Annotated in this window: 14 protein-coding genes and 1 other RNA gene; 4 read left to right on the forward strand and 11 right to left on the reverse strand. The window is 33.1% G+C overall.

Going from position 1 to position 14,949, the window contains the following annotated elements; genetic code table 11:
- The 5 genes from ACB104_RS03085 to typA all read right to left on the reverse strand — a co-directional run bounded on the left by ACB104_RS03085 (position 1) and on the right by typA (position 6,675).
- Positions 1 to 1,236 (reverse strand): sulfatase-like hydrolase/transferase, encoded by a 1,236-nt coding sequence (locus tag ACB104_RS03085; RefSeq protein ID WP_370476810.1) that lies wholly within the window; start codon positions 1,234 to 1,236, stop codon positions 1 to 3.
- Between the two features lie 241 nt (positions 1,237 to 1,477).
- A complete protein-coding gene (locus ACB104_RS03090) occupies positions 1,478 to 2,863 on the reverse strand; it encodes a class I SAM-dependent methyltransferase (protein ID WP_370476811.1) in 1,386 nt (461 codons plus the stop codon).
- Positions 2,853 to 3,056: a hypothetical protein gene (locus tag ACB104_RS03095; protein WP_370476812.1), complete on the reverse strand. Its 204-nt coding sequence runs from the start codon at positions 3,054 to 3,056 to the stop codon at positions 2,853 to 2,855. Before ACB104_RS03095 ends, ACB104_RS03090 begins: the two co-directional genes overlap by 11 nt.
- Before the next feature lie 89 nt (positions 3,057 to 3,145).
- Positions 3,146 to 4,456: an O-antigen translocase gene (locus ACB104_RS03100; protein WP_370476813.1), complete on the reverse strand. Its 1,311-nt coding sequence runs from the start codon at positions 4,454 to 4,456 to the stop codon at positions 3,146 to 3,148.
- Positions 4,457 to 4,875: 419 nt separating this feature from the next.
- Complete coding sequence (gene typA / locus ACB104_RS03105) at positions 4,876 to 6,675, reverse strand: translational GTPase TypA (RefSeq protein WP_370476814.1); 1,800 nt, start codon at positions 6,673 to 6,675, stop codon at positions 4,876 to 4,878.
- A gap of 147 nt (positions 6,676 to 6,822) precedes the next feature.
- On the opposite strand from typA, the gene ACB104_RS03110 reads away from it, so the two are divergent.
- From ACB104_RS03110 to ACB104_RS03120, 3 genes are all read left to right on the forward strand, one after another.
- Positions 6,823 to 7,182 carry a hypothetical protein gene (locus ACB104_RS03110; protein WP_370476815.1) on the forward strand — a complete coding sequence of 120 codons (360 nt, stop codon included), beginning with the start codon at positions 6,823 to 6,825 and terminating at the stop codon, positions 7,180 to 7,182.
- A 32-nt stretch (positions 7,183 to 7,214) separates the two neighbouring features.
- The gene (kdsA, locus tag ACB104_RS03115; RefSeq protein WP_370476816.1) at positions 7,215 to 8,033 is read left to right on the forward strand and encodes a 3-deoxy-8-phosphooctulonate synthase; all 819 of its coding nucleotides are present in this window, start codon (positions 7,215 to 7,217) and stop codon (positions 8,031 to 8,033) included.
- 407 nt (positions 8,034 to 8,440) lie between these two features.
- Positions 8,441 to 9,892, forward strand: a complete 1,452-nt coding sequence (locus tag ACB104_RS03120; RefSeq protein ID WP_370476817.1) for a T9SS type A sorting domain-containing protein — start codon at positions 8,441 to 8,443, stop codon at positions 9,890 to 9,892.
- A 71-nt stretch (positions 9,893 to 9,963) separates the two neighbouring features.
- On the opposite strand, the gene ACB104_RS03125 is transcribed toward ACB104_RS03120, so the two are convergent.
- From ACB104_RS03125 to ACB104_RS03135, 3 genes are all read right to left on the reverse strand, one after another.
- On the reverse strand, positions 9,964 to 10,716 hold the full coding sequence (locus ACB104_RS03125; protein ID WP_370476818.1) for a slipin family protein: 753 nt from the start codon (positions 10,714 to 10,716) through the stop codon (positions 9,964 to 9,966).
- 159 nt (positions 10,717 to 10,875) lie between these two features.
- The gene (locus tag ACB104_RS03130; protein WP_370476819.1) at positions 10,876 to 11,658 is read right to left on the reverse strand and encodes an SDR family NAD(P)-dependent oxidoreductase; all 783 of its coding nucleotides are present in this window, start codon (positions 11,656 to 11,658) and stop codon (positions 10,876 to 10,878) included.
- Between the two features lie 28 nt (positions 11,659 to 11,686).
- Positions 11,687 to 12,895, reverse strand: a complete 1,209-nt coding sequence (locus tag ACB104_RS03135) for an NAD(P)-dependent oxidoreductase (protein ID WP_370477093.1) — start codon at positions 12,893 to 12,895, stop codon at positions 11,687 to 11,689.
- A 221-nt stretch (positions 12,896 to 13,116) separates the two neighbouring features.
- On the opposite strand from ACB104_RS03135, the gene ssrA reads away from it, so the two are divergent.
- Positions 13,117 to 13,511, forward strand: a transfer-messenger RNA (tmRNA) gene (ssrA, locus tag ACB104_RS03140).
- 62 nt (positions 13,512 to 13,573) lie between these two features.
- Here the strand turns inward: ssrA and ACB104_RS03145 are convergent.
- The 3 genes from ACB104_RS03145 to ACB104_RS03155 form a co-directional block, all read right to left on the reverse strand.
- Entirely contained in the window at positions 13,574 to 13,900 is a 327-nt protein-coding gene (locus ACB104_RS03145; protein ID WP_370476820.1) for a hypothetical protein, read from the reverse strand.
- A 153-nt stretch (positions 13,901 to 14,053) separates the two neighbouring features.
- The gene (locus ACB104_RS03150; protein WP_370476821.1) at positions 14,054 to 14,440 is read right to left on the reverse strand and encodes a rhodanese-like domain-containing protein; all 387 of its coding nucleotides are present in this window, start codon (positions 14,438 to 14,440) and stop codon (positions 14,054 to 14,056) included.
- 58 nt (positions 14,441 to 14,498) lie between these two features.
- Positions 14,499 to 14,816, reverse strand: coding sequence for a rhodanese-like domain-containing protein (locus ACB104_RS03155; protein WP_370476822.1), 318 nt, complete (start codon positions 14,814 to 14,816; stop codon positions 14,499 to 14,501).
- Between the last annotated feature and the right edge of the window lie 133 nt (positions 14,817 to 14,949).

The raw sequence follows: 14,949 nt of genomic DNA on the forward strand, positions 1-14,949 counted from the left end.
TTATTTTTCTCTTAAATCTTCGATAACTTCCCCTTTTTCATTAATCAATTTATAAACAGAAAGCCCAAATAATTTATCTTTTCTCAAATGGTAGCTGTCATCTTCTTCCAACTGGTTTAAATACGACGTATCTTCACTTAAAGCAGAGAATAGAATTCTAAAAATATTAACGGTGCTTTTCAATTTTGAATCATAATTAGAACCATCTATTTCACTCCATTTAATAGCGCATAACCCACTAAATATTGAATTAACCAATAGGTTATTATTTGTTGAATGAAAACTATCGTAATTTCCCATTCCAACCCAACCACCATGGTCTGCAGCTATAAGTATAATAGCGTTAGGGTCTTTTTTGTTAATTAAACTTACTGTTTTTTTTATCCAAATATTGGCTTTGTTTATTTTCTCTAAATAATCTTCTCGTTCTGCTTCAATAGTATCCTCAAAATGAACGTGATGTGGGATTAATTTTTCTATAAAGACAAAATTAGGGTTTTCTTGGTTTGAGGTTATATTAAGGACATTTTCTAAATCCTGATGAACATCTTTTTTTACATTTTGTCCACTACTAAAAACTGGAATTTCGTTTCTGGAGATGTTTTGATAGTTGTAGTAACTTTTTGCAAAATTTTGTTGTAAATATTCGTCTTCAACAATAAAATAACTTTTATAACCATTATTCTGCAGAATCTTAATAACACTATTGTTCCCATTAATTATTTCTCTAGCCCTGGGCATTTCTAACGAAGGGAATAATGTTTCTCCAAAATAATGATGTTTCATTGAAAAGAAAGACGCATTAGCAACTAAAGTAGAAGGATAATTGCTTCTAAAATCATGATAAACCTTAAAATTGTTTTCTTCCAGCCAACCATACAACCCACTTCTTGATTTATATAATCCATTTTCTAAGGTTTTTTGGCTTACATAACCATCGGGCTGTACCACATAAATATTGGGAGTTCTTTTGAATTTAGCCTCAACAATGTTATCGGGCAAATGTTTCCATTCGTCTTTTGTGAAAAATTGGTTATAAACATCTGGAATCAATTTTGGAGCAACCAAAAGAGCCATAATAAATTGAAAAACAATAACTTTTTTAAGGTGTTTTTTTAGCAAAAAAGAACAAAAAGTAGCAATTAATAACGCAATAATTAAACTTTGCTTTTTTATCCCCCAAGTACTTACAACCACCAATATAGCAAAAGAATTTAAGTTTAAAAAGGTAAACATTAATGCTTGATAGTTTTTAAAAAAATTCAATTTTATTCCAATGGCCTTTATTAAATAGGCCATAATTATTGGTGCAATTAAAAATACCAGTATAAATACAATCAAATGTATTAAAGAGTTAACAAGGGGAAAATTTGAATTGTAATATTTTAAGAGTGGATATACACCAGCTGATAATCCGATGATTAATGGTGGGTTTTTCGGGCTGCTTAAAAATTTTAATATCCTGGTTCTTATTCCTTTAAGCATTTTTATTTTTTAATAAATACATAACCCGTTCAGAATCTTTAATTTCTTGCTTTTCAACAATATCAAAAGATTCAATATAGGCCTCTTCAAAAGATTCAATGTTGTAAAAATTGAAATGTTCTTTAAATTCTCTTTTGGCATTTAGCAACCGTTCTACCCATGAGTCTTTTCTTTTGGGGAATTCAATAATTAGACAGTTAGAAAATGATGCAAAAAATTCTGCGGACATGACAAAAGGAATATTTCCAGACAAAGTCATATGGTGAATTACCGCCAATGCCAAAGTAATATCTGGTTTAAAACCTTTTATTCGCTCTAAAAAAGAATCCCGTTCCTTGTTATTAAAGCCTATAGCAGGAGATGGATTTAACATATCCAGCACAAATGGTGTTATATAGGTTTCACCGTTATCTTTTAATATTTTATAATTATGGCCTACCGCATTATTATCTATATCGCAAATTAAAGCTTGTTCTAAGTCAGTATCAATTCGTCTAACAAAAGTACCATCGTTTCCCCCAATATCGATCAATGTTTTGATTTTCAAATCACGGATCCATTGATTGATGATTTTAGACTTTTGCTCAAATGCAGATTTAGAATAATTTATTTTATTGTAATAATCTCCCCATTCCGATTGTTCTTTAAGCTCAATTTTCTTAATAAAATCATACAAAGTCTTAATGATATTCAGTTGAGCCTTTTTGGACAATGTAGATTTTTTGGTCTTTCCTTTATAGTCGGCTTTATACTCGTCCTCATATTTTGCCAACAAGTGAACGTTGGAATAAACAAAAGGATTGAGTTTTGTTTTAGATGGCAACATTGAGGACAGAATTTTTACTGGAACCCCATCAATATAGTTGATTAATGAATTTAATACAGAAGCACCATGGTATCGTGCCAAAAGAAGCGGGCCTAAAAAATGGGAAACAAACTGTTTAAATGCACGCCAGGGTTCATTATCTTGATAAAAATCGAAGGACAAAGTGTCTATGAATATGGCTTTACCTTTGAAAAATGTAACATTAAAAGCAGAAGCATCTTTCAAGGACATATCGTTATCCAAACAAAATTTTTGAATTTTTAGTGTCAGTAGCGCAGCTTCTTTAAATTGGCCAAAGCTCCATTCGTAAGGGTAAGTAACAAAAGGAATATGTTCAGGTTCAATGATAATTTGTGAGTCATCTGAAAAGACTTCCTTATGCTTTACTAACCAACTTGCAGAAAATAATTTTTTAAAAAGCTCCTTTTCTTTTAAGGCTTTATACTGATCGAAATATATGGGATTTATTCTTCGTTTAACTACACCTTGGTCAATAAAAATATAGCCCGAGGGGTCTCTAAAGGAAGCTGAATGATTTTTTTTATTTATCACTTTTAGATTCGTTTTCCAAATCGGAATCAGATATATCTATATCATCATAAATATCATTTTTCTTTGCCAAACCCAAAAGCACTTTTATTTTATAAACTATATTCTTAGAAAACATTAGCACACCAGCTACCGCAGCTACTACTGCCTGGGCTATCATTGCCCCCAATCCTGGATCAAAATAAAGAAATTGCATAAAACATATTTTAAGCACAAAAATAGTCAAATAAAGTTTTAAAAGCCCATTACAACTATTAAATACCACAATAATTGTGGATTAAAAACCTAAATGGAGCTATCGTTATTTGCCTCTACCCCAAAAAGCGAACTTCCAAAAATGAGCAAAATAATGCCATAATACATTAAATAACTCACGAAATGGGCTATGACAGCACCTTTGGCACCATCCACTATGTCAATAAAATAAATGCTGGTGATGTAAAGAATGATGACTAAAAATGCCTCAGTCAAAACATAGTGCCAAAACATTTTTTTAGCCAAAAACTGGTAAGCTATTACAATGGACAACACCTTAACAAAATCACCCAATAATTGCCATAAAAATAAATCTTCAACAGGTTGAAATTCTTCTGAAAAAATGCCAAGAACAATATAGTGCTTCAAAAAATAAATTAGCAACAATCCCACCAACAAAAAAGGAATAATCGTTTTATAAAAACTAAAAACTTCTTTTTTAAATTCCCTTGTTGTATCAATTTCTGAAAATCTGGGTAGAAGGTACAATGCAATTAATGAACTAACGAACATCAGGTAATATTTGGAAATCCTAGTCATTGCCTCCCAAAACCCAGCATCTTTAAACCCTATATTATCAATGATATAAGAACGAATAGCAATAGCAACAAACGGCAACAAAACGGACGAAAAAACGGCCATTAATGAATATGGCCCTAATTTTTTAAACAAACTTAAACTTAAATTGTTGGCTTTGATGAGCGGCACCAAACTTCGCCTATTGATTATACCAACTAATGTTATTAAAAATATCAGGGACTCAGCAATCACGACAGATATTAGTGCTCCATCAATTTTGTTCTGATAGATTAACAAAAGCGCTACCGATACACTTAAAATCTGGCCAATAATATTGATTATAATTAAAATTTTATACTTTGAAAAGCCATTTATGATAGAAAACGACAACATATTCAGAGCATAAAAAGGAAGAACTATTGCAAATATCTGAATAACGTAGGCATATTTGGTTGATGTTGGAAATATGACATTGTTTATCCAATCTGCCTTAAAATAGCAAAAAAAAGACACCAATATTGTTAGAATAAATCCAACATAATAAATCGTAGATATTGTTTTGCTTAGTTTGTGTAAATCGTCCTTAAATTCGGAAATAAATTTAACGGCTCCCTTATAAAAACCACCGGTGGCAATGGTTTGAAAAGCACTAACAAAATTACGCAGGTTGCCAACCAAGGCCAATCCAACAGGGCCGATAAACATAGCTATAGCCTTAGATGTTAATATGCCCGCAATAATTTTAGTTATTACCGAGGCTATTTGCAACGATGCCATTTCCACTAAAACCTTGCTATTTATGTAATCAATTAGTTTTTTCAATTAATGTGAAGTTTAACCGTTGCTTATTAAACAATCAAAACAAACAAAATACTCACTAATAACAAAAATTTGAGCAGTTTATTATTGCATATTTTTTAAGGAATCAAATATACAAAATAGCTTTATGGCTAATATCCTATATTGAAACATATGAAATAACGATTTCATCAATTCCTATGAGTTAAGCCTGCTTTTTTTAACAAGGTAATATATGTTAATACCAAGAATGGCCAAGTTCGTTATTATAATGGGCTTTAATAACGGCTGAAGAACAAAGCCATAAAACACGAATAGTAAACACCCCAAAGCATTTACTATTCGTAATTTATCTACAGATTTCATTAAAAATGAAATTAGCACCGTTGCCATGGCAGCATAACCAATCCATTCTACCCATGAAACTCCCAGAAACTCCAATTTTAAATGGATTTATTTCGCTTACGCTCTACTTCTGTCAAAAAGATTTTACGTATACGTAAATGGTTTGGAGTTACCTCAACATATTCATCTTTTTGGATATATTCCAAAGCTTCTTCTAAAGAGAATTTGATTGCAGGAACTATTTTTGCCTTTTCATCAGCTCCAGAAGAACGTACATTACTCAACTTTTTTGTTTTGGTAACGTTAACGGTCATATCATCACCTCGTGAGTTTTCACCAATAACTTGTCCTTCATAAATATCTTCTCCCGGATCGATGAAAAACTTACCTCTTTCTTGTAATTTATCAATTGAATAAGGAATTGCTTGACCTTTTTCCATTGAAACCAGGGAACCATTCTGACGTTCTGGAATACCGCCTTTTAAAGGTTGATATTCTTTAAAGCGATGTGCCATGATAGCCTCTCCAGCGGTTGCAGTTAACAATTGGTTACGCAAACCTATAATACCTCTGGAAGGGATAATAAACTGGCAAACCATACGCTCTCCTTTAGCTTCCATACTAAGCATTTCGCCTTTTCTTAACGTTACCATTTCTATGGCTTTACCCGAAACTGTTTCGGGTAAATCTATGGTCATTTCCTCAACTGGTTCACATTTTACACCATCTATTTCTTTAATGATAACTTGCGGCTGTCCAATTTGAAGTTCGTACCCTTCGCGACGCATGGTTTCAATTAAAACGGACAAGTGGAGTACACCACGACCAAAGACCATAAACTTATCTGCACTACCGGTTTCTTCTATTCGAAGCGCAAGGTTCTTTTCCAATTCTTTAGTCAAACGCTCTTTAATATGTCTTGACGTTACAAACTTTCCATCTTTGCCAAAAAAAGGAGAATCGTTAATGGTAAACAACATACTCATGGTTGGTTCATCAATAGCAATGGTTTTCAAACCTTCTGGTTTTTCCCAATCGGCCACAGTATCACCAATTTCAAAATTTTCTAAACCAACAATGGCACAAATATCACCCGCTTGAACTTCATCTACTTTTTTACGACCTAAACCTTCAAATGTATGCAGTTCTTTAATTTTTGACTTTTCAATACTTCCATTTCTTTTCACCAAGGAAATATTTTGGCCGACCTTCAGAATACCTCGGGTTAATCGACCAATCGCAATCCTACCTGTAAAGGATGAAAAATCTAATGATGTAATCAACATTTGAGTAGAGCCTTCTTCAATTTTTGGCGACGGAATATGTTCTATCACCATATCCAACAAAGGCTCTATGTTACTGGTTTGGTTTTGCCAATCGTCGCTCATCCAATTGTTTTTTGCTGAACCGTAAACAGTTGGAAAGTCCAGTTGCCACTCTTCGGCACCCAATTCGAACATTAAATCGAACACTTTTTCATGAACTTCATCTGGTGTGCAGTTTTCCTTATCAACTTTATTGATGACGACACATGGTTTCAACCCCAAATCAATAGCTTTTTGAAGTACAAAACGTGTTTGCGGCATAGGGCCTTCAAAGGCATCAACCAACAATAAAACTCCATCAGCCATGTTTAAAACACGCTCTACTTCTCCTCCAAAATCGGCGTGACCAGGAGTGTCTATAATGTTGATTTTTGTGTCTTTATATACTACCGAAACGTTTTTTGAAGTAATCGTAATACCTCTTTCACGCTCCAAATCGTTGTTGTCAAGGATCAAATCGCCTGTATTTTCGTTCTCACGGAATAACTGACAGTGATACATAATTTTATCAACCAAGGTAGTTTTACCATGGTCTACGTGTGCAATAATTGCAATATTTTTAATGTTAGCCATAACGGTGCCTATTTTGAGCGTGCAAAGGTACGTGTTATTTTCATATTTAGTTAAAAAATTGTTATAATTAAAAGTTATAATAATTTTAAAAATTGGTTTTTGTTATTTTTATAATGAACTGATTTTCAAATAGCAAAAGACAATTTTATGTCGTCCCTAATCAATAAATACACAAATTTAATTCCTTACCTCTATTTTATCACAGTTTCTGCGTATTGGTTTACGGTAATTAACAAACAGGAAGGTATAGCTGCATATCCCATTTTATTGTTTGCAATTCCATTTTTATGGCAAATTATAAAGCCTAACAAAAAGCTCAATTTCACTTTGGGGATTACGTTTGTATGCATCTCGTCATATCTTATCATTGCATTTTTATCAGATGCCTTTAAAATAATTTCGCTTTCATACATTAATGAACCCCTACTTTATGGTGGAATACTTATTTTTACAAATTTTGCCATGGCTTTATGGATTATTAGAAATAGTTTAAAAGAAGCCATATAATGCGTAACTTTGTTGCTTAAATTTTTAAGCAAATGAACCTTTCTGAAGTTCCAAATATTAAGCACACAAATCCTAACAATTTCTTTTTACTGTGTGGTCCTTGTGCCATTGAAGGTGAAGACATGGCGCTACGGATAGCCGAAAAAGTTGTCGCCATAACCGACAAACTTGAAATTCCATATGTTTTTAAAGGTAGTTTTAAAAAGGCAAACCGAAGCAGAATTGATAGTTTTACGGGTATTGGCGATGAGAAGGCTTTAAAAATCCTGAAAAAAGTTTCAGACACCTTCAGCATACCAACCGTTACGGATATCCATGAAATTTCGGATGCTGCCATGGCGGCAGAATATGTTGATGTGCTTCAAATTCCTGCATTTTTGGTGAGACAAACCGATTTGGTAGTAGCTGCTGCCGAAACGGGGAAAGTGGTCAATTTAAAAAAAGGGCAATTTATGAGTCCCGAATCCATGAAACATGCGGTGCAAAAAGTGAAGGATGCCGGAAACGATAAAGTTTGGATAACCGACCGCGGAACCATGTTTGGCTACCAAGACATGATTGTTGATTTTCGGGGTATTCCAACCATGCGGAAGTTTGCTCCTACGGTTTTAGATGTTACCCATTCTTTGCAACAGCCCAACCAATCTGCTGGGGTTACCGGCGGCAGACCCGATATGATTGAAACCATTGCCCGAGCTGGTGTTGTAAATAATGTTGATGGATTGTTTATCGAAACCCACTTCGATCCAGCTAATGCCAAAAGCGATGGTGCCAATATGCTACATTTGGATAATTTGGAAAAACTGCTAACCAATTTAGTGGCTATCAGAAAGGTGATAAATTCTCTTTAGCTTATACCTCTAAATTTTAAAATTCCTTGAATATAAACCCTTTCAAACTTGTCAGAACAGTTTAGATGTTCAGCTTTATTATTTATCTTTTTGCTCCGTTTTCATATTCTTGAAATCTTCAATCTTAAAAATAAATAGATTACAAAATTGGTTTCGGGTCAATTTTTAAAGTTTATATTTAATCTTATAGACCTTAAGAAACTTAACGACCATAAGATTAGAATTCAAACTTCAAATTCAGAAAGAGCAATAAAGCTTGAAGATATTTCAAAATGAAGTTTTAACCGAATCTTTTAGCAAAATACAAATAATAAATTTAACCATTTTTTTTAAAATTAGAGAGAACATTCGTCATATTATTCTACCTTTTAAATACTTATTTTACGAGTTAGTTAAATCTAACTATCATGTTAAAAAATTACTCTTCCCTCGCGCTCCTTTTTTTAGTTTTAGGTATATTAAATGCTCAAACCACTGCAATTCCAGATGCCAATTTTGAACAAGCCCTTATTAATTTAGGCATTGATACCGATGGTACCATAAATCAAAGTGTTGCGACTGCGGATATTTCAGATGTTACAGTTTTAGATGTTCATTCTAAATCTATTACTGACTTAACAGGCATTGAAGGTTTTACAAGTTTAACCCATTTAGTCTGTTCTTATAATCAGTTAACTGATTTAGATTTAAGTCAAAATACAAATTTAATTGAGTTAACCTGCAATGATAATCAGCTCATTAATTTAAATGTTACTCAAAATACAGTCCTGACCCGTTTACAATGTTTTAATAATACCCTTGAAACTATTGATGTAACAAAAAATACAGCACTTACATTTTTAAATTTCAACAACAATCAATTAACAAGCATCGATATTACCAAAAATACTTTAATAACATCTTTAGGTCTTACTTCAAATCAACTCACAACTTTAGATGTAAGTAAAAATACAGCCTTGTATTATTTACAATGTCAAGCTAATCAACTTACAGATTTAGATGTCAGCAAAAATATTGCCTTATCAATTTTTTATTGTTTTTCTAACCAACTAACTAATTTAGATGTTAGTCTAAATACAGCTTTAGTATCATTAAATTGTGGTAGAAATCAATTAACAGCATTAAACGTTAGCAACAATATTCTTTTAACTCAGTTAAATTGTGATGATAATTTATTTACAGATTTAATTCTTGACCAGAATACTGCTTTAGTAGGATTAGTTTGTTATGGCAATCCACTTACATCACTGGATTTAAGCCACAATATAAATTTAGAAGAGCTTTATTTTTTTAATAATATACTTACAGATATAGATTTAAGTTATAATGTTGCTCTACGAACAGTTTATTGTGCTGGATCAAGTTTTACAAGTTTAGACCTCGGTCAAAATCCAGCCTTAACCTATGTTGATTGTTCATACAGTCAAAATATTACAACATTAAATGTTAAAAACGGAAACAATAATTCCCTTGTATTTTTTAATGCCAGATCTTGTAATAGTTTAGGTTGCATCCAGGTTGATGATGAAACTCTAGCTAATAATGACGGAGCACCTTACAGTACATGGATAAAAAATGATACAACTGTATATTCCGAAGATTGTGCTGCCTTAAGTATAGATGAAAATGATTTAGGACAATTTATTAATTTGTACCCAAATCCCGTTATTAACCACTTGACTATCGATTCTAAAAAACCTCTTAAAAAAGTAGAAATCTATTCAATTTTAGGAACTAAAGTGAAAAACATAAAATCTAATTATACCTCTATACCGATGTTTGAACTGTCTGAAGGTATTTATATCATACGACTAGAATCAAGCACGGGAATTTTCAATAAAAAAATACTTAAAAAGTAATTCTCTTGAACCTGTTTTTTTATTGAAATAAAATCTGAAAGTAAAAAAAATAATATTCAATATTAATGAATCTAGTTTTTTTCATCGTTTTTTCTTGAGTTTCTAGGCAATACTTCTTCTGGGAAAGGAAATAATATTGTAGAATTCTTTTCGGCCGCAATATTAGATAACGTTTGATACAACCTTAATTTTATTGCTGAAGGTGACTGATCAATAAGTTTACCTGCTTCAAGTAATTTGCCAGCAGCCTGCTCTTCGGCCAAAGCAAGAATAATTCGCGCACGTCTGGAACGCTCTGCTTCAGCTTGATTTGCCATCATACGTTTCATGTTTTCTGGTAGCTGAATATCCTTAATCTTAACATCAATAATATCTATTCCCCATTCTTTGGTTTCAACCTCCACAATCTTTTTAATGTTGTTTCCCATTTCTTCACGTTTGGACAAAATAGTATCTAACTCCACCTTACCACAAACATCCCTAAGTGCAGCCTGCGACAATTGCGTGATAGCAAAAGTATATTCTTCAACTTCCAACACAGCCATTTCAGGATCAATTACTTTAAAGAAAACTACACCATCTATACTGCACGGTACATTATCTTCGGTCATAACCTCTTGGGAAACCACATTAATGGTAATAACTCTTATATCAACAATCTGAATAGTTTCTACTAAAGGAATAATCCACCTAAAACCAGGCTGCAAAGTTTTAATATGTTTACCAAACCTAAACTTTAAAGCCCGTTTATATTCAAAAATAATGCGTATACCAGATAACAGAAATACAACTACTGAAATTGTAAAAATTAAGGCAAAACTCATGACTCATTTCTTTTAAATTAATAACCAGTGAAAGACCTCATAAGTTAGTGATTTTAAAGAAATAATAAAAGGATAATGAGTATTAATTGTCTCATTAAAGTAGAAATAAAATGACAATTGATAAAACCTAGATTGCTTACTAAATTACCTTATAGGCTATTATTTTTCACGGTTTTTTTCCTGTATTTTCCTAACAATGAATGTTGCCGCATTTCGGGTAACCAATCTGGGTAAAACAGCAAGAAATTTATTGAATTTCCCCGGAATAGCGTAAGCCTTTCCTTTTAACATAGAATTGTAGCCATATAATGCCACAGCCTTTGCTGAAGCCATATTAAAAGTAATTTTGTTATTTGAAGAATCTTCAGCTACCGTTTTTTGAAAATCAGTTTTTGTTGGTCCTGGGCACAACGCTGTTACCGTAACCCCGGTTCCTTTCAATTCATTGGCAATGGCCTCAGAGAAGGATAGCATATAACCTTTGGATGCATAATAAATAGCCATCAAAGGTCCTGGTTGAAATGCCGCAAGAGAAGACACATTTAATATCCGCCCGGAGCCTCGTTGAACCATACTCTCTAAGACCAACTTGGTTAAATGCGTAGTTGTTAAAATATGTAAATGCAACATTTCAGATTCACGCTCCCATTCTGTTTCCACGAACGAGCCAAACAAACCAAAACCTGCATTATTTATTAGAACGTCAATAGGTTCATTACTTATGGTGTCAATTATATCTTGGGCTACATTAGGGGCACTTAAGTCCCTGATCAAAGTAATAACTTCTAAATTAAACTTATCGGCTATTTCAGCTTTTACTTTTGCCAACCCCAGTTCATCAATATCAACTAATATTAATTTATAACCATCATTTGCCAAAAGCATGGCCAACTCATAACCCAAGCCAGATGCTGCGCCCGTAACCAAAGCCGTTTTTATCATAAATTAAATAATTGGGTAAGTGACAAATTTATTCCTTTTCATCCACATAATCCTGCAAATAAGCAAAACGTTCGGTAAGTTTTCCGTTTTCAGTAATTTTTGCTCGTTTAAGTATACCATCTTTGTCATTATTGAAAAAAGCAGGAATAACATGCTGTAAAAACATTTCGCCAAACCCTTCACTGGCATCTTGCGGAAGTTCGCAAGGCAGATTATCAACTGCCATAACCACAATGGCTTTATCGTTTCTGTAATCAACCTCTCTTTCAGTTTGTGGGTCGTAGCCATAAACAGGGTGTTCAATGGTTGAAGCACGAAGGGTTGTAGCCACCGGGCCATCAACATCACAACTAATATCTGCAACTACTTTAATATTAAAATCTGGAGATTTTACATCGGATCGGGTGTATAAATAAGGCGCACCATCTCCATAAAAATGACCTGCAATATAGTAATCTGTAACCTTGGCAAATCTGAAAAAATTAGATTCATAATCTTGCGGATTTTTGAAAAAGTCATAAACATCACCAACCGTTTTCCCGTCTTTTCGTTTGTTATAATCTAGTACATCAATTTTACAATAAACAGGTTCGTTATATGTATTATATAAATATTCTTCAACGGAAACTCGTTTTATGTTCATGGCATCCAACATTTCTTGGGCTCCGTTAGCTACCTTTCCACTTCCTGTTAAAAGTATCTTTATGTTAGGAACAGTAATTTTATTCAATTCATTAATCAAAGCCTTTTGGTTAGGCAATGGACCTGCCTTGGGTAAACTCCATGAACTATATTTCAAACCCCAGGCTCGAAACCCATTGTAAACACCAACAATACCTGCATACCTGCCAAAACCAATTAAACGAAAACCTTCTTTGTTGACAATAGTTTCGTGGTCGTAAAGCTCAATGTTCTTTTCTAAAATAGCTTTTAACAACTTTCTGTTATATGGTTGTTTTTTTATGGTGTGCGAAAAGAAGAAGTATTTTTTATTGGGTATTAGCGCTTCAACTGGCACTTCTTTTACCCCAATAAAAACATCGCAATCTGAAACATCATTTGTAACCTCAAAACCAGCATTGGTATATTCTTCATCCGGGAACACCCGAATATCTGAGGCTTCAACTTTAAAAGAGGCATTTGGAAATTGTTTTTTGGCTTTTTTCAATTTTGAAGGCGAAAAAACCACACGCCTATCGGGTGGGTTTTTACGTTCTTTTATTATAGCGAATTTAATGTTCATTTTTTATTAATTAGGTGCTGTAACAATATAACTGACAAAACAATTTTTGGTATAAATTTTGAACTAATGTAAAGGGATTTGAAAGTTTAACCAAACTTTTTTTGATACCTTTGCTCCCCGCGTTAAGGATTGAGGCATTGTTGGAGCTACTTGCAAAGAGCGACTGCCGAAAGCCTGACCCGATAGGGCAACGCCAAAAAAATTACTATTTAATTGGGGTCGACTGGTTTTGACAGCGAGATTAATTAAACGGTAAGCACGTCGTGTAATGGTTTTGAAACACGTTAAAGGCTGAACCAAAATTTAAACGGCGAGAATAACTACGCTTTAGCTGCTTAATTCTGAATTATAGTAAGAGCAAGCCTAGTCCCGCAAGGCGGGAAAGCTAAATGTCCCTTGAAAGCCTTGGTTAGTGGCGTTCTTTTTAGGGGCATCGTAAAAATTAACCAAGATTGTGTAGCGCTTTGATGCACTTTCGAGATTTAAAAGCTAAGTTGTAGGTGGGTTGTCTTTAACCAGCTTGCAATCGAAAAACAAGAAAAGAATAAACGTGTAGAAAGCCCTTTAGTTACTTGTTTGGACCCGAGTTCGAATCTCGGCGGCTCCACAAACTAAAAAAACCCATATAAATTATCACTTATATGGGTTTTTTGTTAAAGAAGAATTTAAGGACTAACTAACTCGCTGCTTTTCTTTCATTTTTTCTAACAGCATTAATTCATGTTGAATTTCTTCTTTACGTTTATTGAATTTTTTAACTTTTTCGTCAACCTTGGCCTGATGTTCCAAACGTTTTTGACGTCTTAATTCCTGCCTTTCTATCTCTTGTTTTTTCTCTTTATTTTGCCTGATTTTCTCCATGTAAACCGATAGATAAGAATATCCATACATGCTTAAAAAAAGCAGGGCAATTATTCCTAAAATTATATATCCGTTTTCCATATTTTTTAAAATTATTAATTTAAAAATTTTTACAATTGAAAATATGTCAAAAATCATTCAATACTTTTTGCTTTTAATTAGTAAATGATACATAAAAATACAAAAAATAAGATATGATGAAAAAATAAAAAAGGTGAATGACGAAAAAAAGTAGTTGAATGTTACTTCAACTACTTTTTTAAATAGTCCTAAATTTAATAGAAGAGCGTCTTACTTGGATACTTCCAAACCTTGATCTATCCAATTTAGAATGCCGCCCTCTAAATCATAAATTTCCTTGAAGCCTAGTTTTTTTAGTTCTTCAACGCTTTTTCCACTTCTACCACCTGAACGGCAATAGACATAGACAGGTTTATTTTTGTCCAGAGTTTTTAAAGAATCGGCAAAACTCTTAGAATAAAAATCAAAATTCGCGGCATTTTTTAAATGCGATGTTTGGTATTCTTCCTGAGTTCTTACATCGACCAGTTGCATGCCTTCGTTACTCTGCAAAACCTCATTAAGTTCTTCCGGAGCTATTTTAATTTCCTTACTTATTGATTGGCAATTGAACAATAGTGGAAATGTAACCAAGGTTATAAACCATAAATATTTCATCTGCTTATTAGTTTAAAATTAATTATATAGTTTTGGCTTACTTGAAAGTTTTGAAAACTCAATCCATATCAACAACGTCACCAGTCCACTGCAACATGCCTCCCTCGAGGTTATATGTGTTTTCAAAACCCAGCTGCTCCATTATTTTACAGGCCTGGCCACTTCTATTCCCCGATCTACAATACACATAATAATTTTTGCTCTTATCCAGCTCCTCGACTTGATATATGAACCCCTGACCTTTGTAAATATCAATATGAATGGCATTTGGTATAATACCTTCGGCAACTTCGGCGTCTGTTCTCACATCTAGCACTACGGCATTATCATCGTTAGCTAATTGTTCTGCCCATTCCTCTTGTGATAAATCTTCCATGTATTTTTAGTTTTTATTTTACAAAATTAACATATTATGAAACTATAGACGAAAAAAAACAGACAATAAAGATTAAAATTCATCTTGTTTCAGCCTTCTAGAATATATTTGGAGCGTTTTTTGTTCTGCAATC

Origin of the sequence: Tamlana flava (assembly GCF_041287255.1) — a bacterium.
GTDB lineage: Bacteria > Bacteroidota > Bacteroidia > Flavobacteriales > Flavobacteriaceae > Tamlana > Tamlana flava.

Bases quoted from the DNA above. Each gene is read 5' to 3' on its own strand.
- ACB104_RS03125 (WP_370476818.1), bottom strand. From the start codon at position 10,716: ATGAGTTTTGCCTTAATTTTTACAATTTCAGTAGTTGTATTTCTGTTA.
- ACB104_RS03150 (WP_370476821.1), bottom strand. From the start codon at position 14,440: ATGAAATATTTATGGTTTATAACCTTGGTTACATTTCCACTATTGTTC.
- ACB104_RS03155 (WP_370476822.1), bottom strand. From the start codon at position 14,816: ATGGAAGATTTATCACAAGAGGAATGGGCAGAACAATTAGCTAACGAT.
- ACB104_RS03145 (WP_370476820.1), bottom strand. From the start codon at position 13,900: ATGATTTTTGACATATTTTCAATTGTAAAAATTTTTAAATTAATAATT.
- ACB104_RS03110 (WP_370476815.1), top strand. From the start codon at position 6,823: ATGTCGTCCCTAATCAATAAATACACAAATTTAATTCCTTACCTCTAT.
- ACB104_RS03120 (WP_370476817.1), top strand. From the start codon at position 8,441: ATGTTAAAAAATTACTCTTCCCTCGCGCTCCTTTTTTTAGTTTTAGGT.
- ACB104_RS03095 (WP_370476812.1), bottom strand. From the start codon at position 3,056: ATGCAATTTCTTTATTTTGATCCAGGATTGGGGGCAATGATAGCCCAG.
- ACB104_RS03085 (WP_370476810.1), bottom strand. From the start codon at position 1,236: ATGTTTACCTTTTTAAACTTAAATTCTTTTGCTATATTGGTGGTTGTA.
- typA (WP_370476814.1), bottom strand. From the start codon at position 6,675: ATGGCTAACATTAAAAATATTGCAATTATTGCACACGTAGACCATGGT.
- kdsA (WP_370476816.1), top strand. From the start codon at position 7,215: ATGAACCTTTCTGAAGTTCCAAATATTAAGCACACAAATCCTAACAAT.
- ACB104_RS03130 (WP_370476819.1), bottom strand. From the start codon at position 11,658: ATGATAAAAACGGCTTTGGTTACGGGCGCAGCATCTGGCTTGGGTTAT.